Raw genomic sequence first — 24,255 nt, 5'->3', positions numbered from 1 at the left:
CCTGATGGCTCGCGGGCGGTCCGGCCGCCAGGCCGTTCTTTAAAGCGTTATCGATACAGACATGTCAGATCAGCAGAACACCACTTCCGAGAACAGCGGCTACGGCGCTGACTCGATCAAGATGCTCAAGGGGCTGGAGGCCGTGCGCAAGCGCCCCGGCATGTACATCGGCGACACGTCCGATGGCACGGGCTTGCACCACATGGTGTTCGAAGTCGTGGATAACGCCATCGACGAAGCCCTGGCCGGCTATTGCGACGACATCGTCGTCACGATCCACACCGACAACTCCATCTCGGTGACCGATAACGGCCGCGGCATCCCGACCGATATCCACAAGGACGACGAATTCCACCGCAGCGCGGCGGAAATCGTCATGACCGAGCTCCATGCCGGCGGCAAGTTCGACCAGAACTCCTACAAGGTGTCCGGCGGCCTGCACGGCGTGGGCGTGTCCTGCGTGAACGCCCTGTCCGAATGGCTGCGGCTGACGATCCGCCGCAACGGCCAGGTGCATCAGATGGAATTCCGCCAGGGCGAGCGCGTTGCGCCCCTGGCGGCGACCGGCACGACCGACAAGCGCGGCACCGAAGTGCGCTTCCTGGCCGATCCGCTCATCTTCAACAACATCGAATACCACTACGAGATCCTCTCCAAGCGTCTGCGCGAGCTCTCGTTCCTGAACAACGGCGTGAAGATCCGCCTGATTGATCAGCGCCAGGGCAAGGAAGAGAACTTCGCGTTCTCGGGCGGCGTGAAGGGTTTCGTCGAATACATCAACCGCGCGAAGACCGTGCTGCATCCCAACGTGTTCTCGGTCAGCACCGAGTCCGCGGCGGGCGGCGTGTCGGTCGGCGTGGAAGTGGCGATGCAGTGGAACGACAGCTACAGCGAAAGCGTGCTGTGCTTCACCAACAACATCCCGCAGCGCGACGGCGGCTCGCACCTGACCGGTTTGCGCGCGGCCATGACCCGCATCCTGAACAAGTACATCGCCGACAACGAGCTGGCCAAGAAGGCCAAGGTCGAGACCTCGGGCGACGACATGCGCGAAGGCCTGGCCTGCGTGCTGTCGGTGAAGGTGCCCGAGCCCAAGTTCAGCAGCCAGACCAAGGACAAGCTGGTTTCCAGCGAAGTGCGTCCGGCCGTTGAAGAAGCCGTGGCCCGCACGCTGGAAACCTGGCTGCTGGAGCACCCGAACGACGCCAAGGCGCTGTGCAACAAGATCGTCGAAGCCGCCCGCGCCCGCGAAGCCGCGCGCAAGGCGCGCGAGATGACGCGCCGCAAGAGCGTGCTGGAAGGCGCCGGCCTGCCCGGCAAGCTGGCCGACTGCCAGGAAAAGGACCCCGCGCTGTGCGAGCTGTACATCGTCGAGGGCGACTCCGCAGGCGGCTCGGCCAAGCAAGGCCGCGACCGCAAGTTCCAGGCCATCCTGCCGCTGCGCGGCAAGGTGCTGAACGTGGAGAAGGCGCGCTTTGACCGCCTGATCGCCAGCGAGCAAATCGCCACCCTGATCACGGCCCTGGGCACCAGCATCGGCCCGGATTTCAACGTGGACAAGCTGCGCTATCACCGCCTCATCATCATGACCGACGCGGACGTAGACGGCGCGCACATCCGCACCCTGCTGCTCACGCTGCTGTATCGCCAGATGCCCGAGCTGGTGCAGCGCGGCTATGTGTATATCGCCCAGCCGCCGCTGTACAAGGTCAAGGTCGGCCGCGAAGAACGGTACCTGAAGGACGACCAGGAAGAAGCGCAGTTCATGCTGCAGCTGGCGCTGAAGGACGCCGAGATCATCTCGGGCGGCAACATCATCCGCGGCGAAGAGCTGACGGACCTGGCCCGCCAGTACGTGGCGGCGGACGGCGTCATCGCCCGCCTGGCGCGCGTGTTCGACGTGGGCGCGCTGTCGGCCATGGCCGAAGGCGTGGAGATCAACCTGGAATCCGCCGAAAGCACCGCGGACTCCGCGAAGCGCCTGGCCGATGCCATGCGTGATCCCATCAACGGCAACGGCGTGGAAGTCGTGCCGCAGTTCGACGAGGCCACCGAGCGTCATCGCCTGTCCGTGCAGCGCATGCACCACGGCAACGTGCGCGTCAGCATCATCGACGCCGACTTCGTCAACGGATCTGACTACGTCATCCTGTCCAAGGCCGCCAAGAGCTTCCTGGGCAAGGTCGGTACGCGTTCGCTGGCCGCGCGCGGCGAAGGCGAAAAGCGCAAGGAACAGACGGTGTCGGATTTCCGCGAAGCCATGCAATGGCTGCGCAGCGAAGCGGACCGCAGCATCTCCAAGCAGCGCTACAAGGGTCTGGGTGAAATGAACCCGGAACAGCTGTGGGAAACCACGATGGACCCGAAGGTGCGCCGCCTGCTGCGCGTGCAGATCGAAGACGCCATTGCGGCCGACGAGGTCTTCACCACGCTGATGGGCGACGACGTCGAGCCGCGCCGCGCGTTCATTGAAGCGCACGCGCTGTCGGCGGGCAATATCGACGCCTGACCGCAGACCTCGCATTCAGCGAAGGCCAGCCCGATCGGGCTGGCCTTCGCCGTTTTGGATCACGAAACCGTGTCGCACACCTGCTTGATGGTCTGTCTCAGCCATCGGTGCGCGGGATCGCTGTCCAGCCGTGGCGGCCAGGCCTGCACCACCGTGACCGGGGCCAGGGGCACCGGTACGGGGAAGGCCCGCAACGCCAGGCCCAGGCGCTTGACGCCGGGGATCAGGTGTTCCGGCATGGACGGCAGCAGCAGGTCGGAGTCGGCCAGGGCGAAGATGGCGGCGTGGAAAGTCGGGGTGATGAGCGAGACCTGCCTGGCCAGCCCCATCTCGGCCAAGGCCAGGTCGATGGGACCTTGCGAGCGGCCGCGGCGCGACACGCTGACGTGGTCGCAGGCGGCGAAGCGCTGCGGCGTGATGTCGCCGTTGAAGATGGGGTGTTCGTTGCGCGCCAGCCCGCAGAAAGACGTGGTGAACAGGCTCTGTACCTTGATGTCGGCGCCAAACTTCTGCGACGAACCGATATAGAGATCGGCGTCGCCGCTCAAGGCGTCGGCGTCGTCCTCGCCTTCCGATACGAAACGCAGCACGGTGCGCGGCGCATGGCGGCGCAGGTGCTCGCGCAGGCGTCCGCCGTAGCCGCCCACGAACACGTCGTTGGCGCGCAGGGTGAAGACGCGGGTAAGCGTGGCCAGATTGATGTCCTGGCTGAAGGCGGTGAACACGGCTTGCGCCTGTTCAACCACGCTCCGGACCTGCTCGCGAAGTTCCAGCGCCCGCGGCGTGGGCGCAAGCCCCCGGCCTGAACGCACCAGTACGGGGTCACCCACGGCGTCGCGGATGCGGGCAAGGCTGCGGCTCATGGCCGGCGTGCTGAGATTGAGCCGGCGCGCCGCCCCGACGACGCTGCCTTCCTGGATCAGCACGTCCAGCGTCAGCAGCAAGTTGAGGTCTAGCGATTTCATGCGGTCGAGCATAGCGCGGCGACGCGGGTCCGTAGCGGGCCCAGGGTTGCGTTCCGTGCACTTCTAGATTGCGCGAGGCGGCATTTCCCGGCGTCAGGGCCGGCGCGAACATTGCCGCCTTGGCGGCGCGTGGGCGCGGCCCGATGAACCGAGGAGAGACAAAATGGCGCTGGAAGTTCTGGAGCTGCATCATCACGCGGTGCGCATGTCCATGGGACAGGTCGCGGCGATGGGCGCGTTCTATGGGGACGTGCTGGGACTGGACACGGATGTCGGCCGCTGGGAGATCCCGGGCATCGCCGGATACTTCCTGGATCTGGGCAACGACTGCCAGATCCATCTTCTGGGCAGCGACGGCCCCTCGCCCTACTCCCAAGGTCCGGGCCGGGACCCTGTGGAAAACCACGTGGCGCTGGCCGTGCGGGATATCGCCGCGGCCGAAGCGGAACTGCAGCGCCAGGGGGTGGACTACTGGAAGCTGGACAATGTGGCCGCGCCGGAACTGATGCAGCTCTTCCTGCGCGACCCGGTGGGCAACCTGATCGAGCTGCATCAGATCGGGCGCTGCCGCTGCAAGCGCAGCGACCGCGTGTTCGCCGATGCCAAGGCAGCCGGCGGCGCGGCGCCGGCGCGGGGCCAGACTCCGGCGCAAGACTGAGGCGGTTGGGGATAAGTCATGTTCATCGATCTCAACGCCCTGCCGGGACCGGCCCGCTACAAGCTGCTGACGGCGGCGATCGTGCCCAGGCCCATCGCATGGATCGTGTCGCGGGATGCGAAGGGGGCGACGAACGTGGCGCCCTTCTCCTTTTTCAACCTGATGTCGGGCGATCCCCCGCTGATCTGCGTGGGCATCGGCTTGCGGGATGGCGCGCCCAAGGACACCGCGCGCAATATCGCCGAGCGCGGCGAGTTCACGGTGAACCTGGTGTCCACCCGCCTGGCCGCGCGGATGAACGTCACGGCGGTGGACTTCCCGGCGGGTGTGGACGAATCGCTGGAAGCGGGACTGGTGCTGTCGCCTTCGGAACGCGTGGCGGTGCCGCGGGTGTCGCAGTCGCCGGTCACGTTCGAATGCCGCGTGCATGAGCTGATGCGTATCGACAACCGCAGCCTGATCGTGGCCGACGTGGTGGCGATGCATGTGCAGGACGATATGGTGGCCGACCGGGAACACCTGTACCTGGACGGCCCGAAGATGGACCTGCTGGCCCGGCTGCACAACCCGGGCTGGTACTGCCGCCCTCAGGCAGCCTTCCAGATGCCGCAGCTGACGCTGGCGCAATGGGAGGCGCTGAAGCTGTCCGGCGAGGCGGACGGCTATCTGGAACAAGACCTCGCCTAGCAAGGGGCGAGGCTTGCGGCCTCAGCGCGGGGGGCGGGCCTTCAGGTCCGCCATTTCTTCCTGCATGAGCTGATGGGCATAGCGCGAAAACACGCTGACCAGGCGCGTGCGCGTGTGGTACGGCGGGTATAGCAGCGCCACCGTCACCGCCACGGCGGGGCTGAAGGGCCGGACTTCGACCCCGTTGGCCTCGTATTCCTCGCGAGCCGCCAGCGGGTTGATGAGCGCCACCCCCAGACCGGCGCCGACCAGCGCGCAGATCGACGAGCCCAGGCCGGCCTCGGCCACGATCTGCCGTTCGACCTTGGCGCTCTTGAAGACCGCGTCGATTTTCTCGCGCAGCGGCGTGCTGCTGGGAAAGGCTATGAACGGCTCGCCGGCGAAGTCGGCCGGCTTGAGTTTTTTCAGTTTGGCCAGGCGGTGCCCGCGGGGCAGCACGGCCACGCAATTCATCGTGAGCACGGGCTCCACCTGGATGCCGGGCGTTTCGCCGGAGAGCATGGCCAGGCCCGTGTCGCAAAAGCCCGAGCTGATCCAGTTGTGGACCGTGCTGGCGTTTCCGGAGTGGATCGCCACCATGACGTCCGGGTATTCCGTCTTGAAGGCCGCGACGATGCGCGCCAGGAGCCCGCCGGCCAGGCGCGGCATGGCGGCCACGCTCAGGCGGCTAGCGCTGAACGAGCGGATGCTGGCCGCCGCCGATTCCAGGCCGGCCAGGCCGATAAAGGTTTTTTCCACCTCTTGAAAGAAGCGCGATCCGTCCTGCGTGGGGCTCAGGCGGCTGCCGTTGCGGTCGAACAAGGGAAACTGGGTGATTGCTTCCAATTGCGCAATTAAGCGGCTAACGTGCGGCTGCGAGGTATGCACGCGCTTGGCGGCGGCCGTCATGGAACCGGTCATCATGACGGCGCGGAACGCCTCGATGTGTCTCAAGCCCATCCGTGGAATGGCCATATCAAATCCGTATAGAGGAATACATGATTGGAACTGGATAAAACCATACTGCTAGTTGATACTTTTTGCCAGCCGCGGGGCTCATCGCGGGACGCGGCGGTCGCCAACCAGTCTGGAACCGCCGATCGTGAACATAAACACGCGCCGCAAGTACGGCGCCAAGGGAATCAGATGAAAGCACTAGCCGCGATCTCCGTCGCCGCCCTGCTGGGCAGCGCCGCGTCCGCTCACGCCGAGGGCCCCAGCCGCCTGGACAAGATCCGTGAAACCGGTGTCATCACCATCGGCCACCCCGAGACCTCGGTGCCGTTTGCCTATCTGGACGGCAACCAGAAGCCGATCGGCTACACCGTGGAGATCTGCCAGGAGGTCGCCCAGTACGTGAAGGCGGCGCTGAAGCTGCCCAAGCTTGAGGTCCGCTACAACCCGACGACGTCCGCCACCCGCATTCCGCTGCTGGCCAATGGCACGATCGACCTGGAATGCGGCAACACCACCAATAACGAAGCCCGCCACAAGCTGGTGTCGTTCGCGCCCACGACCTTCGTGGCGCAAGTGGTGCTGGTGGCGCGCAAGGACGGTGGCGTGGACCCCAACGACCTGAATTCCTTCCGTGGCAAGTCCATCGCCGCGCAAGCGGGCGGGCAGACGTTCAAGCTGATCTTGCAACTCAATGCGCAAGGCAATCTGGGCATTTCGATGGCGCCCACCAAGGATACGGCCGAGACCATCCTGATGGTGGAATCGGGCCGCGCCGCGGGCTCGGCCAACGACGACGGCATCGCTTATGGCGCCGTGGCTTCGTCCAAGAACCCCGATGCCTTCGTGATCGGCACCAAGGGCCTGGAAATGGCGCCCTACGGCATCATGGAGCCCAAGGACGATCCTGCCTTCAAGAAGGTGGTGGACGACGCCGTGCTGGACCTGATCAAGACCGGCAAGGTGGCGGCGCTGTACGACAAGTACTTCAATTCGCCGATCCCGCCCAAGCAGATCAACCTCAAGTATCCGATGAGCGACGCCCTGAAGCGCGCGTTGGCCAAGCCGACGGACTCGGGCGACCCCAAGGCCTACGAGTAAGCAGGCCGTCTGCGGGACCTGCGCCGTCCCGCGGCGCAGATCGGGGTAAGGACACCGGCCGCCCGGCGCGGCCGGTGTTGCGATCAAGGGCATGGGCATGAATTACAACTGGAGTTGGAACGTTTTCCTGGAGATGTCGCCGGACGGCGTGCATACGTTCCTGGAAACGCTCCTGATCGGCGTGGGCTGGACACTGGCCCTGGCATTGACGGCGTGGGTCTTCTCGCTGTTGCTCGGGTCCTGGCTGGGCGTGATGCGCACGGCGCAGTCCCGCCTGATGAACGCCATCGGCGCGACGTACGTGGAGATCTTCCGCAACGTGCCGCTGCTGGTGCAGATGTTCCTGTGGTACTTCGTGCTGCCCGAGCTGCTGCCGCACGCGTGGGGCCTGGCCATGAAGCAGATGCCTCAGCCTTGGGGGCAGTTCGTGCCCGCCGTGCTGTGCCTGGGGTTTTATGGCTCGGCGCGGGTGGCCGAGCAAGTGCGGGCCGGCATCCAGTCGCTGCCGCGCGGCCAGTTCCAGGCGGGCACCGCGCTGGGCCTGACCGAGGCGCAGGTCTACCGCTACATCATTCTGCCGGAGGCCTTCCGCATCGTGCTGCCGCCCTTGACGTCCGAGTTCATGGGCACCATCAAGTATTCGTCGGTGGCGCTGACGATCGGCCTGCTTGAACTGACCGGACAGGCGCGTTCCATGCAGGAGTTCAGCTTCCACATCTTCGAAGCGTTCTCGGCCGCGACGGTGATCTACCTGATCATCAACGGCATGGTCGTGCTGGGCATGCGCCTGCTCGAACGCCATGTCGCGGTTCCCGGACTGATAGGTTCGGCGGCCAGGAATGGCCCGGCCGGCAAGGGCGCCTAGGGAACCGACATGGGCAAATTCGATTTCGACGTTATCTGGACGGCAATGCCGTACCTGTTCCAGACGGGCATGACGTTCACGCTGACGCTGACCGCGCTGGCGGCGGTGATGGGGCTGGCGCTGGGCACGTTGCTGGCGATGATGCGCCTGTCGCGCTTCAAGGCGCTGTCGGTGCCGGCGGGCATCTATGTGAACGTGATGCGTTCGATCCCGCTGCTGCTGGTGATCTTCTGGTTCTACTTCCTGGTGCCTTACATCGCCGCGTGGGTCGTGGGTTCGCCTACCCCCCTGCGGGTGGGGGCGTTCAATTCGGCGGTGATCACATTCACCCTGTTCGAGGCCGCGTACTTCTGCGAGATCATGCGCGCGGGCATCCAGTCGATCGCGCGCGGCCAGGTATCGGCCAGCATGGCGCTGGGCCTGAACCATTGGCAGGGCATGCGCTACGTGGTGCTGCCCCAGGCCTTCCGCAACATGGTGCCGGCGCTGCTGACGCGCGTCATCATCCTGTTCCAGGACACCTCGCTGGTCTATGTGCTGTCGCTGACGGACTTCCTGGGCGCGGCGTCCAAGATCGGCCAGCGCGACGGGCGGCTGGTGGAGCTCTATCTGTTCGTGGCGGTGGTGTATTTCGTGATTTGCTTCACGGCATCGCGTCTGGTCAAGCGGCTGGAAAAGCGCACGCGGGTGCTGCGCTGAGCCTCCCGTTTCGGCTTCCTAGTTATCCACAGGTTCAACGATGCAACTCTCTTCGAATCCCCCGATGATCGACATCAGGCAGGTCAGCAAGTGGTACGGCGACTTCCAGGTGCTGGATGAATGCTCGACCACCGTCCGCCGCGGCGAAGTCGTGGTGGTGTGCGGGCCGTCCGGTTCCGGCAAGTCGACGCTGATCAAGACCGTGAATGCGCTGGAACCCTTCCAGAAAGGCGACATCACGGTCAACGGCGTCTCGGTGGGCGACCCGCGCACCAACCTGCCCAAGCTGCGCGCCGTGGCCGGCATGGTGTTCCAGCATTTCGAGCTGTTCCCGCACCTGTCGGTGACCGAGAACCTGTGCCTGGGCCAGGTCAAGGTGCTCAAGCGCGGCAAGGACGAAGCGCGCCAGCGCGCGCTGGCGCTGCTGGAGCGCGTGGGCCTGTCGGCGCACAAGGACAAGCATCCCGGCGAGCTCTCGGGCGGCCAGCAGCAGCGCGTGGCGATTGCCCGCGCGCTGTCGATGGATCCGGTGGTGATGCTGTTCGACGAGCCGACCTCGGCGCTGGACCCGGAAATGGTCAACGAGGTGCTGGACGTGATGACCGATCTGGCTGGCGAGGGCATGACGATGATGGTGGTGACCCACGAAATGGGGTTTGCCCGCCGCGTCGCCGACCGTGTGATCTTCATGGACGGCGGCAAGATTGTGGAAGACTGCCCCAAGGAGCAGTTCTTCGGCAATGTGGAGGAGCGTGCCCCGCGCACGCGCCAGTTTCTTTCCAAAATTCTGCAGCATTGATAGCCATGACCCAGCGGACTCCCGCGGCCTCCCCGGCCACTCCCGTCGACCTGCGCAGCGACACGGTCACCCATCCCACCGCGGCCATGTACGAGCGCATGCGCACCGCGCCTATCGGCGATGATGGACTGGATGGCGATCCCTCCGTGCGCGCGCTGGAAGCCCATGTGGCGGCCTGCCTGGGCAAGGAAGCCGGGCTGTTCGTGCCCAGCTGCACCATGGCCAACCTGCTGGCCGTGCTGGCGCAGACCCAGCGCAACGAGCAGGTGGTGCTGGAATCGTCCGCCCACATGTATACGTCGGAGCGGGGGGCGGCCACGTTCACCGGCCTGTTCTACCAGGGCGTGTCCGGCACCGACGGCGCGATGGACCTGAACCGCCTGGAAGACGCGCTGCAGACCGGCGGGCACAAGCTGAAGACGTCGCTGGTGGCGATGGAAACCTCGCACAACAATGCCGGCGGCACGGTGCTGCCGCTGGACCACATGCAGGCGGTGCACGGCATGGCGCGCGCGGCCGGGGTGCCGGTGCACCTGGATGGCGCGCGCCTGTTCAACGCCGCGGTGGCGCTGGGCGTGCCCGCAGCGGATATCAGCCGCCATGCGGATACGGTGTCGCTCTGCCTTTCCAAGGGGCTGAGCGCGCCGGTGGGCGCGGTACTGGCCGGCAGCCAGGCGGTCCTGGCCAAGGCGCGCACGTTGCGCCGCATGCTGGGAGGCACGCAGCGGCAGTCGGGCATCATGGCGGCGGCGGGCCTGGAAGGCGTGCAGGCCATGGTCGAGCGGCTGGTCGAGGATCACGACCGCGCGCGCAAGTTCAGCGAGGGCATCAACCGGCTGGCCCCGACGCTGTCGGCGACCGTGCCGCAGACCAACATCGTGCAGGTCGAGACCGCCGATACCGGCATGAGTAATGCGCAGTGGGTCGCGGCATTGCAGGCCGAGGGCGTCCTGACCCGTCCGTGGGGCCGCACGCGGCTGCGCTGCGTGACCCACCGGCATATCGACGACGAGGACATCGACGTGGCGGTGCGGGCTTTCTCCACGGTGCTGAAGGCCCGCTGATTCAGGATTTCTTGGGGTGCGCGATGCGATAATGCCGCATGTCCAGCACCCAACTTTCCCGAAAAGACTATCTCTGCGCATTGGCGGTCGTGGTCATCTGGGGCCTGAATTTCGTTGTCATGAAGGTCGGCATGCGGGGCTTGTCCCCCATGATGCTGGGCGCGCTGCGGTTCGCGCTGGCCGCCTTCCCCCTCATTCTCTTCGTGCGCATGCCGCGGCTGCCGTGGCATTGGATCGCGGCCTACGGGCTGGTGCAGGGCCTGGGCCAGTTCGGCCTGCTGTTCACCGCGCTGAAGTTCGGCATGCCGGCCGGCATGGCCTCGCTTGTCATCCAGACCCAGGCGTTCTTCACGCTGTTGCTGGCGGCGCCCGTACTGCACGAGAGCGCCCGGCGGCATCACTGGATCGGGCTGGGCGTGGCCGCGCTGGGGCTGGCGGTCATTGCCGGGGGGCGCGGCGAAGGGCCAGGCCAGATGACGATGCTGGGCTTCGTGCTGACGCTGGGCGGCGCGTTCATGTGGGCCGTGTCGAACATCATCGTGCGGCTGGCCAGCCGCAAGGCGCCCGGCTACGACCCCTTTGCCTTCATCGCCTGGAGCAGCGCCGCGCCGGTGCTGCCTTTCCTGCTGCTGGCGGTGCTGATCGACGGCTGGGAGCCGGTGGTGGGCATGGTGACCGGCATGGGCTGGGGCGAGGCGCTGTCGGTGCTCTACCTGGCGGTGCTGGCCACGCTGGTGGCCTATACCCTGTGGACGCAGTTGCTGACGCGCCACGCGGCGGCGAAGATTGCGCCGTTTTCGCTGCTGGTCCCCATCGTGGGACTGTGGGCCGCATCCATGGCTTTTGGCGAGCGCCTGCAGCCTCTGCAGTGGCTGGGCGCGGCCTTTGTGCTGGCCGGGCTGGTCGTCAATCAGGTAGGCGGACGGTGGCTGCGCACGCGCTGAATGTGCCGCCCTTTTCGGCGTCCGCGCCGGCCCGCCTTTCGGCTGAAGGGACTACATCGTATCGCTTAGGGCGCCATGCGCCCTACAGTTGTTCGAAGCGGATGTAACGCTTATCGGTGTACTCCCGGCGCGTGGTGATCTCCTCCACGTACGCGCCCGGGGGGCCGCGCCGCAACCATTCCAGCATGTGATCCACCTGGTCGGGCGTGCCCTGCACCAGGGCTTCCACCGTTCCGTCGAGCATGTTCTGCACCCAGCCCTTGGCGCCCAGCAGGTGCGCGCGCCGGACCGTGGCGTGACGATAGCCCACGCCTTGCACGGTGCCGCTGACGGTGACGTGCACGGTCTCGATATGGCTGTCGGATTTAGTAGGGTCTTGCATGGATTGTCCTTCGGATGATGCGCCGGCCGCCGCGACATGCGTAGGCGGAACTGGCTACAGCGGATGGTCTATAGGCCCGGTGGGCTTCGAAGCGATACGTTAGAGCACATGTCAAAACGTGCCAGCGGGAATACCCACTACTAGAGCTTGGAGAAGCCATTATGGAAGAGACCAGTTTGTTGTCGGAAGCCGAGACAGCTCGCTACAGGGAGCAGGGTTACCTGGCCCTGAAGGAAATGTGCCCTCAGGATGAAGTGGGGTACATCCGCCGGACGCTGCTCGACCTGTTCGCGAACAAGACCGGATACAACGAAGGCGCGCAGTATGACTTCATCAGCCGCGACGATCCGTCCAAGCCCGCCAAGTTTCCCAGTTTGCACGATCCGCGTCATTATGCCCCGGGCCTCCTGAAGACTCAGTACCACGAGCGCACGCTGGAGCTGGCCCGGCAATTGCTCGGGCCGCAAGCCGCGCTCTATGGCGAGCATGCCCTGCTCAAGCCGGGCCCGCACGGTCCGGAAACGCCCTGGCACCAGGACGAGGCATTCCGGTCGCCCGATTTCATCTACAACGAGCTCAGCATCTGGCTGGCGCTGCAGCCGGCCACGACGGAGAATGGTTGCATGCAATTCATCCCGGGTTCGAACAAATGGGATGTGCTGGAGCACCGTTCGCCGGGCGGGGACAAGACCCTGCATCCGCTCGAATGCTGCGGCGACTTCGCGCGCGACCAGGCGGTGCCGGAGCCGTTGGATCCGGGCGGCATCACCGTCCATGACGCCCGCACGCTGCACTTCACCGGCCCCAACACGTCGCCGTCGCCGCGCCTGGCGTACATCCTGATCTACAACACGCCGCCGATCTACAAGCCCGGACGCCGGGAATTCCCGTGGCTGGAAGGGCGCTGGACCGACAGCCAGACGCGCAAGAAGCAATGGCACAAGCGCGGCGGGCTGGCCGTGGACGTCATGCGTCGCCTGCCGGGCGCGAGGCTGACCAGTCCGCGCTGGGTGGCGTGGGCAACCATCCGCGCGGTCAGCAAAGTGTGGCCGCGATAGGGCTGGGCGTGCAGGGGCCGTAGAGCCCTTGCACAGGGGGGCGAACGGGGCCGGCAAGCGACGCTTGCCGGCCTCGGCGCGTATACTGGGCGGCGCCGCGCGGCGTTTACGCCTGGCGCGGCGGCAAGGCTGCCCACGGCTGGCGGCCCTGAAGCAAAAAAAAACGAGTCGCAGCTGGCGCACCCCAATCACTCCACAGACCACTCCATGACCGCTAACCTTTCTACGATCACCTGCATCGAAGATTTGCGCGTTGTCGCGCAGAAGCGCGTGCCGCGCATGTTCTATGACTACGCCGATTCCGGCGCCTGGACCGAAGGCACCTATCGCGCCAATGAGAGCGACTTCCACAAGATCAAGCTGCGCCAGCGCGTGGCGGTGAACATGGAAGGCCGGTCGCTGCGCACCACCATGGTGGGCCAGGACGTGGTCATGCCGCTGGCGATCTCGCCCACGGGCCTGACCGGCATGCAGCATGCCGACGGCGAGATACTGGCGGCCCGCGCCGCGGCGGATTTCGGCGTGCCTTTCACCCTGTCCACCATGAGCATCTGCTCGCTGGAGGACGTGGCGCAAGCGACCAAGAAGCCCTTCTGGTTCCAGCTCTACGTGATGCGCGACCGTGAATTCGTGGCCAACCTGATCGACCGCGCCAAGGCCGCCGGCTGCTCGGCGCTGGTCCTGACGCTGGACCTGCAGATCCTGGGCCAGCGCCACAAGGACATCAAGAACGGCTTGTCGACCCCGCCCAAGCCCACCCTGCGCAACCTGATCAACCTGGCGACCAAGCCGCGCTGGTGCATGGGCATGCTGGGCACCAAGCGCCGCACGTTCGGCAACATCGTGGGCCACGCCAAGGGCGTGAGCGACCTGTCCTCGCTGTCGTCGTGGACGGCCGAGCAATTCGATCCCCGCCTGAGCTGGGATGACGTGGAATGGATCAAGCAGCGCTGGGGCGGCAAGCTCATCATCAAGGGCATCCTCGATGTGGAAGACGCGCAACTGGCCGCCAACAGCGGAGCCGACGCGCTCATCGTCAGCAACCACGGCGGACGCCAGCTGGACGGCGCCATGTCCTCGATCCAGGCCTTGCCGGCCATCGCGGACGCCGTCGGCTCGAAGATCGAAGTGTGGATGGACGGCGGCATCCGTTCCGGCCAGGACATCCTGAAGGCCGTGGCGCTGGGCGCCCGCGGCACCATGATCGGCCGCGCATTCCTGTACGGCCTGGGCGCGTATGGGCAGGCCGGCGTGACCCGCACGCTGGAGATCCTGTACAAGGAAATGGACACGACGATGGCGCTGTGCGGCCGCCGCTCGATCGAACCCGGCGACCGCAGCATCCTGCTGCCGGGCACGTATCCGAACTAAGCCTGACCCCGCATGCGACGACGGCCCGGACATACTTGTCCGGGCCGTTTTTCGTTGGGGCGCGCCGGGCCTGTCAAGCGCCGTTGCCGGCGCCCAGGAACTGGCTGGGGCGGCGCAGCGCCGGGTCGAAGGGGTTGATCTGCGCGCCGACGGCATCGGCCTCGCGGCGCAGCATTTCCACGATCAGGGGCAGGCGTTCATCGTTGATGCGTTCGAGTGGGGCGGCCACGCTCAATGCCGCGACGGTGACGCCGTTCGGGTCATGCACCGGTACAGCCAGCCCCGCGATGTTGGGAAACACGCCCTGCCCCTGGCTGCGCGCGTAGCGCAGCTCCAGGCATTCCTTGATGCGCACCCGCATCGAGATCTCGTCCACGAATCCCAGGTGGTGCAGCCGCGGAATGTTGAAACGGATGACTTCTTCGCGCTCGGCCTCCGGCAGGCCGGCCAATAACACCAGCCCGCCCTGGCCCATGCCCAGCGGCACGCGGCCGCCGATATCGCCCGTATGCGAGCGCACCGGGAAGGCGCCATCCACCCGGTCTACGCAAACGGCGTCAAAGCCGCTGCGCACCAGCAGGAAGATGGTGTCGTTGAGCATGCCGGACAGGCGCAGCAGGGCCGGCCGGTACAGGGTCCGCAGGCTGGACTGATGGTTGCCGGCGGCGGCGGCCAGGGAAAAGAAGGCCACGCTCAGCTGGTAGCCCTTGCTTTGCGCCGGCTGCTCCACCACGCCTTCCTGCATCAGGCCCTGCAGCACCCGGTGCACGGTGGCTTGCGCCTGGCCGGTGCGGGCGGCGATATCGGTCAGGCGCAGCTTTTCCCCTTTGGCGTCGGCCAGCACGCGCAGTACGGCGAACGCGCGCTGCAGCACCCCCTGGCCGCTGGAATCTTCCGGCGTTTCTGATTTCTTCATTATCAAGTTCCGATAATCAAAATAGTCACACGTATTTTTATCAGTAAATTCGATTCAGTGGAAATATTAGATGAAAAATTCGATTCTTCGGAAAACCCTAATTGACCCGAGGTTTTGGCCGATCCTAGACTGCCCCATCAAATAAGCGGCCATGGCGCCGGACCGGTGGTCCGCCAGGCGGCGCAAGGCCCGAAAGGGCTACGGGGTTTGGAATATGTCATTTCTGCGGCTGGACAACGTCTCCAAGAACTATGGCGACCTGCGCGTCGTGTCCGATCTGAACCTGACGGTTGAAAAGGGCGAGTTCGTTTCCCTGCTCGGCCCTTCGGGCTGCGGCAAGACCACTACCTTGCAAATGATTGCCGGCTTTGCCGACGTGACGCGCGGCTCGATCACGCTGGACGGGCGGGACATCACGCGCGCCAAGCCGAACACGCGCGGCCTGGGCATCGTGTTCCAGAGCTATGCGCTGTTTCCCCACCTGACCGTGACGGACAACGTGGCCTTCGGCCTGAAGATGCGCAACGTGGAGCGCGCCGAACGCCAGGACCGCGTGCGCGAGGCGCTGGCGCTGGTCAAGCTGGACAAGCATGCGGACCGGTTCCCGCGGGAACTGTCCGGCGGCCAGCGGCAACGCGTGGCGCTGGCGCGCGCCCTGGTGATCCGGCCGCCGGTGCTGCTGCTGGACGAACCGCTGTCCAACCTGGATGCCAAGTTGCGCGAGGACATGCAGTTCGAGCTGCGCGGCATCCAGCGCAAGATCGGAACCACCACCGTCATGGTTACGCATGACCAGGCCGAAGCCCTGTCCATCAGCGACCGCGTGGTCGTCATGCAGGACGGCCGCGCCACGCAGGTGGATGCGCCCTATCGCATGTACGAACACCCGCAAAGCGAGTTCATCTCGCGCTTCGTGGGCAAGACCAACCTGCTGGCGGGCCGCGTGGCGCGCTGCGGCGCGCAGGCGGAGATCGAGACCGGCGCGCTGAGCGTGCTGGTCGACGGCGAAGGCTTGCGCCATGGCGACAGCGTGCAGCTGTCGTTGCGGCCGGAAAAGCTGGTGCCGGTGCCGGCCGGGCAAGGCAAGCTGGCCTGTGTGGTCAACACGCGCTATTTCCTGGGCAGCCAGTGGATGTACGACCTGGATTCGCCGGTGGGCGCGCTGACCATCCTGACCCCCAACGACGGCCGCCGCCCGCATGACGACGGCGAGGCGATAGGCCTGGACTGGGCCGACGGCGTGCTGCGCGTATTGCGCGCGCCCGCCGACGCGGCGGCCGAGGCCTGACATGGCAACCCTGACGCAACGCGGCGGCGCCGCCAGCACGCCCAGGCCGCGCAACGATGGCGCGCTTGCCATCCTGGGCTCGATCCCGCTGGCCATCGTGTTCCTCGCGCTGGTGCTGACCCCGCTGGCGCTGACCTTCGTGCTGTCATTCCGGCCGTTCGACTACGCCACGGGAATTCAGCCCGGGCACACCTTCGAACACTATCTGGCGGTGGTGACCGACAGCTACTTCCTGGAGATCTTCTGGCGCACGTTCTGGATCGCCGGCGTCACCACGCTGATCTGCGTACTGATAGGCGCACCCGAGGCCTACATCCTGTCGCGCATGGGCAAGCCATGGCGCTCGATCTTTCTGCTGGTGGTGCTGTCGCCACTGCTGATTTCGCTGGTGGTGCGGGCGTTCGGATGGAGCATGCTGCTGGGGCCGGGCGGCGTTATCGGCAAGGCCGCCGCCGCGTTGGGATTGGGGACGCTGCTGTATACGCCCACGGCGGTCATCATCGGCCTGGTCCACGTGATGCTGCCCTTCATGGTGATTCCGGTATGGACGTCCCTGCAGAAGCTGGACCCTGCCGTCGAGCATGCCGCGCTGTCGCTCAATGCCTCCCGCTTCCAGACGCTCACGCGCATCGTGCTGCCGCAGGCCATGCCGGGCATCCTGTCCGGCAGCCTCATCGTGTTCGGCCTGTCGGCCAGTTCGTTCGCCATTCCCGCGCTGCTCGGCGGGCGCCGGCTCAAGATGGTGGCGACCGTGGTGTACGACGAGTTCCTCACCGAGCTGAACTGGCCCTTGGGCGCGGCCATCGCGATCGTGCTGCTGGTGGTCAACGTGATCATCATGATGGCGTACAACCGCGTCGTTGAACGCTCGTACCGCCGCAGCCTCGGCTGACCCGCGCAAGGAATCGAAACATGCAGAAGAACGGTCCTTTCGCGCTGGCGTTCAACTTCCTGGTGGTGGCGTTCGTGCTGGCGCCGCTGGTCATCGTGTGCCTGGTGGCGTTCACGCCGGACACGACGCTCACGGTGCCCACCACCCGCTTCTCGCTGCGCTGGTTTTACGCGGTATTCGAGCACCCCAACTTCATGCAGGCCTTCAAGAACAGCCTGTGGCTGGCCTTCCTGTCGGCCAGCATCGCCGTGTGCCTGGCGGTGCCCGCGGCCATCGCCATCACGCGCTACCGCTTTCCGGGCCGCGACGTCCTTAACGGCCTGTTCCTGTCGCCATTGATGATTCCGCACCTGGTGCTGGGCGTGGCGCTGCTGCGCTTCTTCGCGCTAATGGGCATGGCGGGCAGCTTCCCGTGGCTGGTGGCCAGCCATGTGGTCGTCATCACGCCGTACGTGATGCGGCTGGTGATCGGCGCGCTGGTGGGCTTTGACCGGTCCATCGAGCATGCGGCCCTGTCGCTGGGCGCCAGCCGCGCCACGGTGTTCTTCCAGGTGACCCTGCCGCTCATCATTCCGGGCGTGTCGGGCGGCTGGCTGCTGGCTTTCATCAACAGCTTCGACGAACTGACGATGTCGGTGTTCATCACCGCGCCCTCGACGATCACGCTGCCCGTGCGCATGTACATGTATGCCACGGAATCCATCGATCCGATGATGGCCGCGGTGTCCGCGCTGGTGATCGGGCTGACGGCCGTGACCATGCTGTTGCTGGATCGGGTGTATGGGCTGGATCGCGTATTGGTGGGACAGAAATGAAGCCCCTGCCGATAGCCCCAAAGGAGACGCGGACGCCATGGCAATACTGAAACGCCTGGCCGAAGCCGGCCGGCCCTCCTTGACGTTCACCTTCGACGGCCAGGCCTGCACGGCCCTGGCCGGCGACACCGTGCTGACCGCCGTGCTGACGCAAGCCGACCGCCTGCGGCATTCGGAATTCGGCGGCGGTCCGCGCGCGGGCTTCTGCATGATGGGCGCATGCCAGGACTGCTGGGTGCAGCTTGAGGACGGAGACCGTGTGCGCGCTTGCTCCACCTACATCGAGCCGGGCATGCGCCTGCAAAGCGCCGCGCTGTCGCCAGCATCGGCGCCCGGCACGCTGTCGGCCACCGCCTGGCCCGAGGACGACGCAACATGAGCATCGTGATGCCCGTTATCGTCGGCGCGGGACCCGCTGGCGTGCGCGCCGCGCAGGCGCTGGTGGCCCAGGGCTTGCGGCCCGTGATCCTGGACGAAGGGCTGCGTCCCGGTGGCCAGATCTACCGGCAGCCGCCGCCCGGATTCTCCCGGTCCAAATCCGTCCTGTACGGCTTTGAGCATCGCAAGGCCGATGCTGTGCATCGCGTCATGGACGGCTTGCTGCCGAAGGTGGATTACCGGCCGGGGTGCCTGGTATGGAACGTGGAGGGCAAGACGCTGGACGTGCTGCGCGATGGTGTCAGCACTTCCGTTCCGTATACGCATCTGATCCTGGCCACGGGCGCCACCGACCGGGTGCTGCCGTTTCCCGGTTGGCTGACGCCCGGCGTCTACACCCTGGGCGGGGCGCAAGTGGCCTTGAAGCACCAGGGATGCGCCATCGGCTCGCGCGTGGCCTTCCTGGGAACCGGCCCCCTGCTCTATCTGGTGGCGTATCAATACGCCAAGGCAGGCGCCAAGGTGACGGCGGTGCTGGATACCTCGCGTTTAGGGGACCGCATGGCGGCCTTGCCGGGCATGCTGCGCGCACCGGGCCTGCTGGCCAAGGGGTTGTATTACATGGCATGGCTGCGCGCGCACGGCGTGCCGTTGCGCAGCGGCGTGCGGCCGGTTGGCGTGCAAGGCAAGGAGCGTGTTACTGGCTTGTCGTATAGCCAGGGCGGGCCGACGCGCATCGTGGACTGCGACGCGGTGGCCTATGGCCTGGCGCTGCGCTCGGAAACTCAGCTCGCCAGCCTGGTTGGATGCGAATTCGAGTTCAACATCCGCGACCGCAATTGGACCCCGCGCCGCGACGCGGCCGGACGCAGCAGCGTGTCGGGCGTTTATGTGGCGGGAGATGGCGCGGCGATAGGCGGCGCCGACGCGGCCGAGCTGGCGGGCGAGCGCGCCGCGCTGGCCTTGCTGGAAGACACGGGGCATACGCAGGATGCACGGCGCGCCCGGACCCTGGAAGTCCGATTGGCCGCCAACGGCCACGTGCGCGCCGCGCTCGAGCGTGCGTTTCCATTCCCCGAGGACTGGGCCGCCGGCATCGCCGACGATACGGTCATCTGCCGTTGCGAGGAGGTCACCGCCGGCACCGTCCGCGAGGCTGTCCGCGACACCGCCGCGCAGGAAATGAATCGCCTGAAGGCGCTGACGCGCGTGGGCATGGGACGTTGCCAGGGCCGCATGTGCGGCGTGGCCGCGGCCGAAGTGCTGGCGCATGCCACGGGCCTTCCGCTGGCCGAAGTGGGGCGATTGCGCACCCAGCCGCCGGTCAAGCCGATCCCGGTGCGTGTGACGTGCCTGGAGCGGCCAAAAAAGGTGTCGGCATGATCCAGAAGATAGACACCGAAGTCGCCATCATCGGCGGTGGCATCGTCGGCGGCAGCGCCGCGCTGTTCCTGCGCCGCCAGGGCGTGCCCGTGGTGCTGCTGGAAGCGGCGCTGTGCGGCGCCAAGGCCAGCGGCGTGAACTATGGCGGCGTGCGCCGCCAGGGGCGCGGTCTGGAACAGATGCCGTTGACGCGGCGCGCGCACGAACTCTGGGGCCAGCTGCCGGCCCTGATCGGGACCGATGGCGAGTACGTGCGCTCGGGTCACCTGAAGCTGGCCTGCTCGGAAGCAGACCTGGCCTTGCTCGAGGCCTACCGCCAGCGCACCCGGGGCTTTGGCATGAACCTGCAAATGCTGGACCGGCGGGCGCTGGCGCGGCGTTTCGGCTGGTTGGGCCGGGACGTCGCGGGCGGCTCGATCTGCCCCGAGGACGGCCACGCCAATCCGCGGCTGGTATCGCCGGCCTTTGCCCGCGCGGCGGGCGCCCTGGGCGCCGACGTGCGCGAGGGGGCCCGCGTGACCTCGGCCCGGCATGACGGGTCGCGCTTCATCGTGCGCGTGGGCGACGCGCTGGAAGTGCGTTCGCGTTTCCTGCTCAATTGCGCGGGCGCCTGGGCGGGGCGCTTTGCCGAAGGCTTCGGCGAAGTGGTGCCAGAGACTTCCATTCATCCCCTGATGATGGTGACCGAACCGCTGCCGGTGTTCATGAGCGTGAGCCTGGGCGTGCAGGGAGGCGGCATCTATGCGCGCCAGGTCACGCGCGGCAACTGCGTGATAGGCGGCGGACGCGGGGTGTCGCTGGACCCGGATTTCGCCCGCCCCGGCCGCGCCAACCTGGGCGCGCTGATGGCCAATGCCGTGAAGCTGCTGCCAGTGCTGCGCGGCGCGCAGGTCATTCGCTTCTGGACGGGCGTGGAAGGCAGCATGCCCGATCACAACCCGGTGCTGGGGCCCAGCGCCGTCGTGCCCGGACTGTTCCACGCGTTCGGTCTGTCGGGCGCCGGCTTTCAGATCGGCCCCGCCGTGGGCGAAGTGCTTTCGGAACTGGTCGTGCACGGCCGGTCTTCCATTCCTATCGATGCCTTCCGCATTGAACGATACGCGGACGCCGCTCACGGCGCCGTGGCTCGGCCTGAGAGTGTTCGTGAGCAAACGCTGGAGTCACCATGATGGACAAGAAACAGGACGCGAAGCGTCCGGGCAAGGGGAAGCGGCTGCTGGGCGTGGCGTTGCTGACGCTGCTGTCGGCCGGCGCCATGGCGCAGCAGAAGACGCTGTACGTCGGCATGAACGGCGGCGACATGGAGCGCGCGTTCACACAGCACGTGTTCCCGGATTTTGAAAAGGCCAATGACGTCAAGATCGTCGTGGTGCCTGGAACCTCCACCGACGTCCTGGCCAAGGCGCAGGCCTACAAGGACAAGCCGCAGATGCACGTCATGTTCCTGGACGACGGCATCATGGCGCGCGCGATTTCGATGGGCCTGTGCGAACAGCTCAACGACGATCCGGTGCTCAAGGAGCTGTACCCCACCGCGCTGATGAAGGACCGCATGGCGGCGGGCATCGACATCGGCATGACGGGCCTGGGCTACAACACCAAGATGTTCGCGGACAAGGGCTGGACGCCGCCGACCTCGTGGATGGACCTGGCGGATCCGAAGTACAAGGGCAAGGTCGTGTTCCAGTCGGCGTCCGGCAGTACCTTCGGGTTGCATGGCTTCCTGATGTTCAACCGCATCGAGGGCGGCAACGACCAGAACTATGAACCGGGCTTCAAGAAGTGGCCGTCCACCATCGGCCCCAACGTGCTGGAATACATCCCCAACTCGGCCAAGCTGGCCGAAATGATCCAGTCCAACGAAGCCGCGATCTTTCCGCTGACGCCCACCGCCATCGCCCGCCTGAAGAAGCGCGACATCCCGGTGGAATACGCGCAGCCCAAGGAAGGCTCCGTCATCCTGATGGTGGGCGAATGCGTCATCGCCAAGAACAGCGAGCCGGAACTGTCGCAGAAACTGGCGCTGTACCTGCTGTCGGCCAAGGCCCAGGCCAAGGCGCTGGAAATGGGCGGCCACTTCCCGTCCAACAAGAACGTCCAGGCGCCCGCCGACAACGCGGAATCGCTCAAACGCTTCCAAGGCTATATGGCGAACGCTAAGATCCTGGACTGGGATCAGATCAACGCGGCCCGGCCGGCATTCAACGCCCGCTGGAACCGCACGGTCGAACGTTGACGACACCGCGCGGCGCACTGCCTGTGGATAAACCGCGGGCGCGCCGCGCGACATGGCCAGGGCGCAAGCGCCTGCAGACAGGGAAGGACCAGCATGCGGCTCATCATCAATTCCGGCGGCCCCAAGGCAATCGACGAGTGGCGTGCGCAGTTCAGCGCATTTGCGCCGGAACTGGACGTGGTGGGCTGGCAGGAAGCCGTGGACCCCGCCAGCGTGGACTATGCGCTGGTCTGGGCCCCCGACGCCGGCCGCCTGGCCACCTTCCCCAACCTGAAGCTCATCATCAGCGCGGGCGCCGGCGTGGACCACATCCTGGCCGACCCGGCGCTGCCCCGCCACCTGCCGATCGCGCGCATGGTCACCGCCCGCACGCAGACCGAGATGGCCGAATTCGTGCTCACCAGCGCGCTGATGCTCACCCGCGACATCAAGCGCATTGTGGATAACCAGTCGCGCCGCCACTGGGAGCTGTTCGACTCCCTGCGCGTCGCCGCCGACATCCGCGTGGGCATCATGGGCCTGGGCCACCTGGGCGTGGCCTCCGCCCAACTGCTGTCGCGCGTCGGCTTTCCCGTCAGCGGCTGGTCCCGCGGCGCCAGCACGCTGCCCGACCTGCCATCCTATGCCGGTCCGGAACAATTCGGCGAATTCCTCGCCCACACCGACCTGCTCGTCTGCCTGCTGCCCGCCACCGACGCCACCCGCGGCATCCTCAACCGCGCCACGCTGTCCCAGCTGCCCCGCGGCGCCTGCCTGATCAACGCGGGCCGCGGCTCGCACATGGTGACCCAGGACGTCATCGACGCCCTCGACGGCGGCCAGCTGCGCCAGGCCGTCCTGGACGTCTTCGAACAGGAACCGCTTCCGCCCGAATCCCCCCTCTGGTCCCACCCCGGCGTCATCGTCTCGCCGCACAGCGCCGCCATCCCCGACCGCAAGGAGCGGGCACGCCACACCGCCGTGCTCATCGCCGCCAACGAACGCGGCGACCCTCTGCCCAACATCTACGACCCGCAACGCGGCTACTGATCACCAACGCGAGCGCGCAGCGCCACCACCACGACGCCAGACATCGCGTAAGCCCCAAAAGGCCGCCCGCGCGGCCGGCCTGGGGCGGGCCCCGCAAGATATTCCATCCCTCCCCAGCCGCTTGCGAGAACCCTAAGCACTCCACCCGTCCCGGCTGACGCCAGATTGCATACGACGCAGCACGGGGTAGCGGGGGCCTGGGGCGCGCGGGGAGTCGATAAGCCCGAGGGAATCTGAAGGAACCGCCGCAGGCGGTGACGAAGATGACGAAGGGGCAGTCCGGAGCGCAGGCTCCGGACCGCAATCGTTGACCCGCGCGCCCCAGGCCCCCGCCACCCCGTGCGTCTCAAGAACTCGCACATTCCCGCCCCAGCACCCAAAAAAAACCGCAAAATCTGCAAACCCGCCAAAGCTACATTGCCCTCCAAGGAGCAAGCATGAAGCCCGAAACCCGAACCCTCTACGCCCAACGCCTCGACCCCGTCCTGCGCTGGCTCGCCAGCAACCCCGACGCCGACCCCGACCTGCACCAGCTGGCCGACCTGGCCTGCCTGTCTCCGTATCACTTCCATCGCGTCTATCGCGCCATGATCGGAGAAACGGTCAACGCCACGGTCCAGCGCATCCGCATGCATCGCGCGGCGGTTGCGCTGGCGGGCACGCAGGCCCCGCTCAGAGACGTCGCGCAGCGTGCCGGCTACGAATCCGACGCCGCCTTCAACCGGGCATTCGGCGCCGTCTTCGGCATCCCGCCGGGCCGGTACCGGGCAGCTCGCTCCCTCCCCCCAGACCCTCAGGAGCTCGCCATGTACCCCATCGCCATCGAGAACTTTCCCGGCGCAACGCTGGCCGTCCTGCCGCATCGCGGCAACTACCACGAGATCGGCCCGGTCTTCACCCGCGCCTTCATGCTGGCCATCAGCCGCGGAATCACCGCGCCCGATGCCGCAGGCTTTGGCGTGTACTTCGACGACCCCGAACAAGTGCCCGCTAGCCAGTTGCGTTCCCTGGCCGGCATGCCGGTCGAACCCGGCGCGGACCTGGGCGGCGAACTCGAGCGCTTCGAGATTCCTCCCGGCCGTTGCGCCGTCCTGACCTACACCGGCCCCTACAACGAGATGAGCCAGCCCTACAACTGGATGTTCTCGGAATGGCTGCCCGCCAGCGGCATGGTCCCGGCCGACTTCCCCATGTTCGAACAGTACGTGAACGACCCGCGCACCACGCCGCCTGCCCAGCTGCAGACCCGCATCTACCTGCCGTTGAAATAAGCGGACGGGCTG

Annotated in this window: 24 protein-coding genes; 20 read left to right on the top strand and 4 right to left on the bottom strand. The window is 66.4% G+C overall.

Annotated elements, in window-relative coordinates; genetic code table 11:
• The first annotated feature begins 61 nt into the window (after positions 1-61).
• On the top strand, positions 62-2,509 hold the full coding sequence (gene gyrB, locus HLG70_RS21640; RefSeq protein WP_171666049.1) for a DNA topoisomerase (ATP-hydrolyzing) subunit B: 2,448 nt from the start codon (positions 62-64) through the stop codon (positions 2,507-2,509).
• Positions 2,510-2,568: 59 nt separating this feature from the next.
• On the opposite strand, the gene HLG70_RS21635 is transcribed toward gyrB, so the two are convergent.
• Positions 2,569-3,474: a LysR family transcriptional regulator gene (locus HLG70_RS21635; RefSeq protein WP_171666051.1), complete on the bottom strand. Its 906-nt coding sequence runs from the start codon at positions 3,472-3,474 to the stop codon at positions 2,569-2,571.
• Positions 3,475-3,637: 163 nt separating this feature from the next.
• Here HLG70_RS21635 and HLG70_RS21630 point away from each other — a divergent pair, with 163 nt between their 5' ends.
• A complete protein-coding gene (locus HLG70_RS21630) occupies positions 3,638-4,132 on the top strand; it encodes a VOC family protein (RefSeq protein ID WP_171666053.1) in 495 nt (164 codons plus the stop codon).
• 18 nt (positions 4,133-4,150) lie between these two features.
• On the top strand, positions 4,151-4,819 hold the full coding sequence (locus HLG70_RS21625; RefSeq protein ID WP_171666055.1) for a flavin reductase family protein: 669 nt from the start codon (positions 4,151-4,153) through the stop codon (positions 4,817-4,819).
• Positions 4,820-4,840: 21 nt separating this feature from the next.
• Here the strand turns inward: HLG70_RS21625 and HLG70_RS21620 are convergent, their stop codons facing one another.
• Positions 4,841-5,773 carry a LysR substrate-binding domain-containing protein gene (locus HLG70_RS21620; RefSeq protein ID WP_171666057.1) on the bottom strand — a complete coding sequence of 311 codons (933 nt, stop codon included), beginning with the start codon at positions 5,771-5,773 and terminating at the stop codon, positions 4,841-4,843.
• A gap of 171 nt (positions 5,774-5,944) precedes the next feature.
• Between HLG70_RS21620 and HLG70_RS21615 the strand changes: the two genes are divergently transcribed.
• The 6 genes from HLG70_RS21615 (at position 5,945) to HLG70_RS21590 (ending at position 11,224) form a co-directional block, all read left to right on the top strand.
• Positions 5,945-6,853, top strand: coding sequence for an amino acid ABC transporter substrate-binding protein (locus tag HLG70_RS21615; protein ID WP_171666059.1), 909 nt, complete (start codon positions 5,945-5,947; stop codon positions 6,851-6,853).
• A 97-nt stretch (positions 6,854-6,950) separates the two neighbouring features.
• Positions 6,951-7,718 carry an amino acid ABC transporter permease gene (locus HLG70_RS21610; protein WP_171666061.1) on the top strand — a complete coding sequence of 256 codons (768 nt, stop codon included), beginning with the start codon at positions 6,951-6,953 and terminating at the stop codon, positions 7,716-7,718.
• Positions 7,719-7,727: 9 nt separating this feature from the next.
• Positions 7,728-8,417 carry an amino acid ABC transporter permease gene (locus HLG70_RS21605; RefSeq protein WP_171666063.1) on the top strand — a complete coding sequence of 230 codons (690 nt, stop codon included), beginning with the start codon at positions 7,728-7,730 and terminating at the stop codon, positions 8,415-8,417.
• Between the two features lie 64 nt (positions 8,418-8,481).
• Positions 8,482-9,216, top strand: coding sequence for an amino acid ABC transporter ATP-binding protein (locus HLG70_RS21600; protein WP_171666589.1), 735 nt, complete (start codon positions 8,482-8,484; stop codon positions 9,214-9,216).
• A 5-nt stretch (positions 9,217-9,221) separates the two neighbouring features.
• Complete coding sequence (locus HLG70_RS21595) at positions 9,222-10,280, top strand: threonine aldolase family protein (protein WP_171666065.1); 1,059 nt, start codon at positions 9,222-9,224, stop codon at positions 10,278-10,280.
• Positions 10,281-10,318: 38 nt separating this feature from the next.
• Positions 10,319-11,224, top strand: a complete 906-nt coding sequence (locus tag HLG70_RS21590; protein WP_171666067.1) for an EamA family transporter — start codon at positions 10,319-10,321, stop codon at positions 11,222-11,224.
• Between the two features lie 82 nt (positions 11,225-11,306).
• Here the strand turns inward: HLG70_RS21590 and HLG70_RS21585 are convergent, their stop codons facing one another.
• Positions 11,307-11,606, bottom strand: a complete 300-nt coding sequence (locus tag HLG70_RS21585; protein WP_171666069.1) for an acylphosphatase — start codon at positions 11,604-11,606, stop codon at positions 11,307-11,309.
• Between the two features lie 161 nt (positions 11,607-11,767).
• Between HLG70_RS21585 and HLG70_RS21580 the strand changes: the two genes are divergently transcribed.
• Together HLG70_RS21580 and HLG70_RS21575 are read left to right on the top strand one after the other, a co-directional pair.
• The gene (locus HLG70_RS21580) at positions 11,768-12,664 is read left to right on the top strand and encodes a phytanoyl-CoA dioxygenase family protein (RefSeq protein ID WP_171666071.1); all 897 of its coding nucleotides are present in this window, start codon (positions 11,768-11,770) and stop codon (positions 12,662-12,664) included.
• Between the two features lie 207 nt (positions 12,665-12,871).
• Positions 12,872-14,035 (top strand): alpha-hydroxy acid oxidase, encoded by a 1,164-nt coding sequence (locus HLG70_RS21575; RefSeq protein WP_171666073.1) that lies wholly within the window; start codon positions 12,872-12,874, stop codon positions 14,033-14,035.
• 73 nt (positions 14,036-14,108) lie between these two features.
• On the opposite strand, the gene HLG70_RS21570 is transcribed toward HLG70_RS21575, so the two are convergent.
• The gene (locus HLG70_RS21570; protein WP_171666075.1) at positions 14,109-14,951 is read right to left on the bottom strand and encodes an IclR family transcriptional regulator; all 843 of its coding nucleotides are present in this window, start codon (positions 14,949-14,951) and stop codon (positions 14,109-14,111) included.
• Between the two features lie 214 nt (positions 14,952-15,165).
• On the opposite strand from HLG70_RS21570, the gene HLG70_RS21565 reads away from it, so the two are divergent.
• From HLG70_RS21565 to HLG70_RS21525, 9 genes are all read left to right on the top strand, one after another.
• Positions 15,166-16,239, top strand: a complete 1,074-nt coding sequence (locus HLG70_RS21565) for an ABC transporter ATP-binding protein (protein ID WP_171666077.1) — start codon at positions 15,166-15,168, stop codon at positions 16,237-16,239.
• 1 nt (position 16,240) lies between these two features.
• Positions 16,241-17,131 carry an ABC transporter permease gene (locus HLG70_RS21560; protein WP_171666079.1) on the top strand — a complete coding sequence of 297 codons (891 nt, stop codon included), beginning with the start codon at positions 16,241-16,243 and terminating at the stop codon, positions 17,129-17,131.
• Between the two features lie 20 nt (positions 17,132-17,151).
• Entirely contained in the window at positions 17,152-17,946 is a 795-nt protein-coding gene (locus HLG70_RS21555; RefSeq protein WP_171666081.1) for an ABC transporter permease, read from the top strand.
• A 37-nt stretch (positions 17,947-17,983) separates the two neighbouring features.
• Positions 17,984-18,325, top strand: a complete 342-nt coding sequence (locus tag HLG70_RS21550; protein WP_171666083.1) for a (2Fe-2S)-binding protein — start codon at positions 17,984-17,986, stop codon at positions 18,323-18,325.
• Complete coding sequence (locus HLG70_RS21545) at positions 18,322-19,707, top strand: NAD(P)/FAD-dependent oxidoreductase (RefSeq protein WP_171666085.1); 1,386 nt, start codon at positions 18,322-18,324, stop codon at positions 19,705-19,707. The genes HLG70_RS21550 and HLG70_RS21545 overlap by 4 nt, the downstream gene beginning before the upstream one ends.
• The gene (locus HLG70_RS21540) at positions 19,704-20,876 is read left to right on the top strand and encodes an NAD(P)/FAD-dependent oxidoreductase (protein ID WP_171666087.1); all 1,173 of its coding nucleotides are present in this window, start codon (positions 19,704-19,706) and stop codon (positions 20,874-20,876) included. Before HLG70_RS21545 ends, HLG70_RS21540 begins: the two co-directional genes overlap by 4 nt.
• Positions 20,876-21,943, top strand: a complete 1,068-nt coding sequence (locus tag HLG70_RS21535; protein ID WP_171666591.1) for an ABC transporter substrate-binding protein — start codon at positions 20,876-20,878, stop codon at positions 21,941-21,943. Before HLG70_RS21540 ends, HLG70_RS21535 begins: the two co-directional genes overlap by 1 nt.
• A 93-nt stretch (positions 21,944-22,036) precedes the next feature.
• Positions 22,037-22,972: a 2-hydroxyacid dehydrogenase gene (locus tag HLG70_RS21530; RefSeq protein ID WP_171666089.1), complete on the top strand. Its 936-nt coding sequence runs from the start codon at positions 22,037-22,039 to the stop codon at positions 22,970-22,972.
• Between the two features lie 437 nt (positions 22,973-23,409).
• Entirely contained in the window at positions 23,410-24,243 is an 834-nt protein-coding gene (locus HLG70_RS21525) for an AraC family transcriptional regulator (protein ID WP_171666091.1), read from the top strand.
• Positions 24,244-24,255 lie beyond the last annotated feature (12 nt).

It is taken from the genome of Achromobacter deleyi (assembly GCF_013116765.2).
GTDB lineage: Bacteria > Pseudomonadota > Gammaproteobacteria > Burkholderiales > Burkholderiaceae_B > Achromobacter > Achromobacter deleyi_A.
Note: the sequence above shows the minus strand (reverse complement) of the source record. Positions and strands in the feature narration are given on the sequence as shown.

Coding starts and splice junctions, on each gene's coding strand:
- HLG70_RS21615 (WP_171666059.1), top strand. CDS start 5,945: ATGAAAGCACTAGCCGCGATCTCCGTCGCCGCCCTGCTGGGCAGCGCC.
- HLG70_RS21550 (WP_171666083.1), top strand. CDS start 17,984: ATGGCAATACTGAAACGCCTGGCCGAAGCCGGCCGGCCCTCCTTGACG.
- HLG70_RS21635 (WP_171666051.1), bottom strand. CDS start 3,474: ATGAAATCGCTAGACCTCAACTTGCTGCTGACGCTGGACGTGCTGATC.
- HLG70_RS21625 (WP_171666055.1), top strand. CDS start 4,151: ATGTTCATCGATCTCAACGCCCTGCCGGGACCGGCCCGCTACAAGCTG.
- HLG70_RS21605 (WP_171666063.1), top strand. CDS start 7,728: ATGGGCAAATTCGATTTCGACGTTATCTGGACGGCAATGCCGTACCTG.
- HLG70_RS21565 (WP_171666077.1), top strand. CDS start 15,166: ATGTCATTTCTGCGGCTGGACAACGTCTCCAAGAACTATGGCGACCTG.
- HLG70_RS21595 (WP_171666065.1), top strand. CDS start 9,222: ATGACCCAGCGGACTCCCGCGGCCTCCCCGGCCACTCCCGTCGACCTG.
- HLG70_RS21555 (WP_171666081.1), top strand. CDS start 17,152: ATGCAGAAGAACGGTCCTTTCGCGCTGGCGTTCAACTTCCTGGTGGTG.
- HLG70_RS21535 (WP_171666591.1), top strand. CDS start 20,876: ATGGACAAGAAACAGGACGCGAAGCGTCCGGGCAAGGGGAAGCGGCTG.
- HLG70_RS21530 (WP_171666089.1), top strand. CDS start 22,037: ATGCGGCTCATCATCAATTCCGGCGGCCCCAAGGCAATCGACGAGTGG.
- HLG70_RS21620 (WP_171666057.1), bottom strand. CDS start 5,773: ATGGCCATTCCACGGATGGGCTTGAGACACATCGAGGCGTTCCGCGCC.
- HLG70_RS21610 (WP_171666061.1), top strand. CDS start 6,951: ATGAATTACAACTGGAGTTGGAACGTTTTCCTGGAGATGTCGCCGGAC.
- HLG70_RS21570 (WP_171666075.1), bottom strand. CDS start 14,951: ATGAAGAAATCAGAAACGCCGGAAGATTCCAGCGGCCAGGGGGTGCTG.
- HLG70_RS21560 (WP_171666079.1), top strand. CDS start 16,241: ATGGCAACCCTGACGCAACGCGGCGGCGCCGCCAGCACGCCCAGGCCG.
- gyrB (WP_171666049.1), top strand. CDS start 62: ATGTCAGATCAGCAGAACACCACTTCCGAGAACAGCGGCTACGGCGCT.
- HLG70_RS21540 (WP_171666087.1), top strand. CDS start 19,704: ATGATCCAGAAGATAGACACCGAAGTCGCCATCATCGGCGGTGGCATC.
- HLG70_RS21580 (WP_171666071.1), top strand. CDS start 11,768: ATGGAAGAGACCAGTTTGTTGTCGGAAGCCGAGACAGCTCGCTACAGG.
- HLG70_RS21545 (WP_171666085.1), top strand. CDS start 18,322: ATGAGCATCGTGATGCCCGTTATCGTCGGCGCGGGACCCGCTGGCGTG.
- HLG70_RS21525 (WP_171666091.1), top strand. CDS start 23,410: ATGAAGCCCGAAACCCGAACCCTCTACGCCCAACGCCTCGACCCCGTC.
- HLG70_RS21575 (WP_171666073.1), top strand. CDS start 12,872: ATGACCGCTAACCTTTCTACGATCACCTGCATCGAAGATTTGCGCGTT.
- HLG70_RS21600 (WP_171666589.1), top strand. CDS start 8,482: ATGATCGACATCAGGCAGGTCAGCAAGTGGTACGGCGACTTCCAGGTG.
- HLG70_RS21630 (WP_171666053.1), top strand. CDS start 3,638: ATGGCGCTGGAAGTTCTGGAGCTGCATCATCACGCGGTGCGCATGTCC.
- HLG70_RS21585 (WP_171666069.1), bottom strand. CDS start 11,606: ATGCAAGACCCTACTAAATCCGACAGCCATATCGAGACCGTGCACGTC.
- HLG70_RS21590 (WP_171666067.1), top strand. CDS start 10,319: ATGTCCAGCACCCAACTTTCCCGAAAAGACTATCTCTGCGCATTGGCG.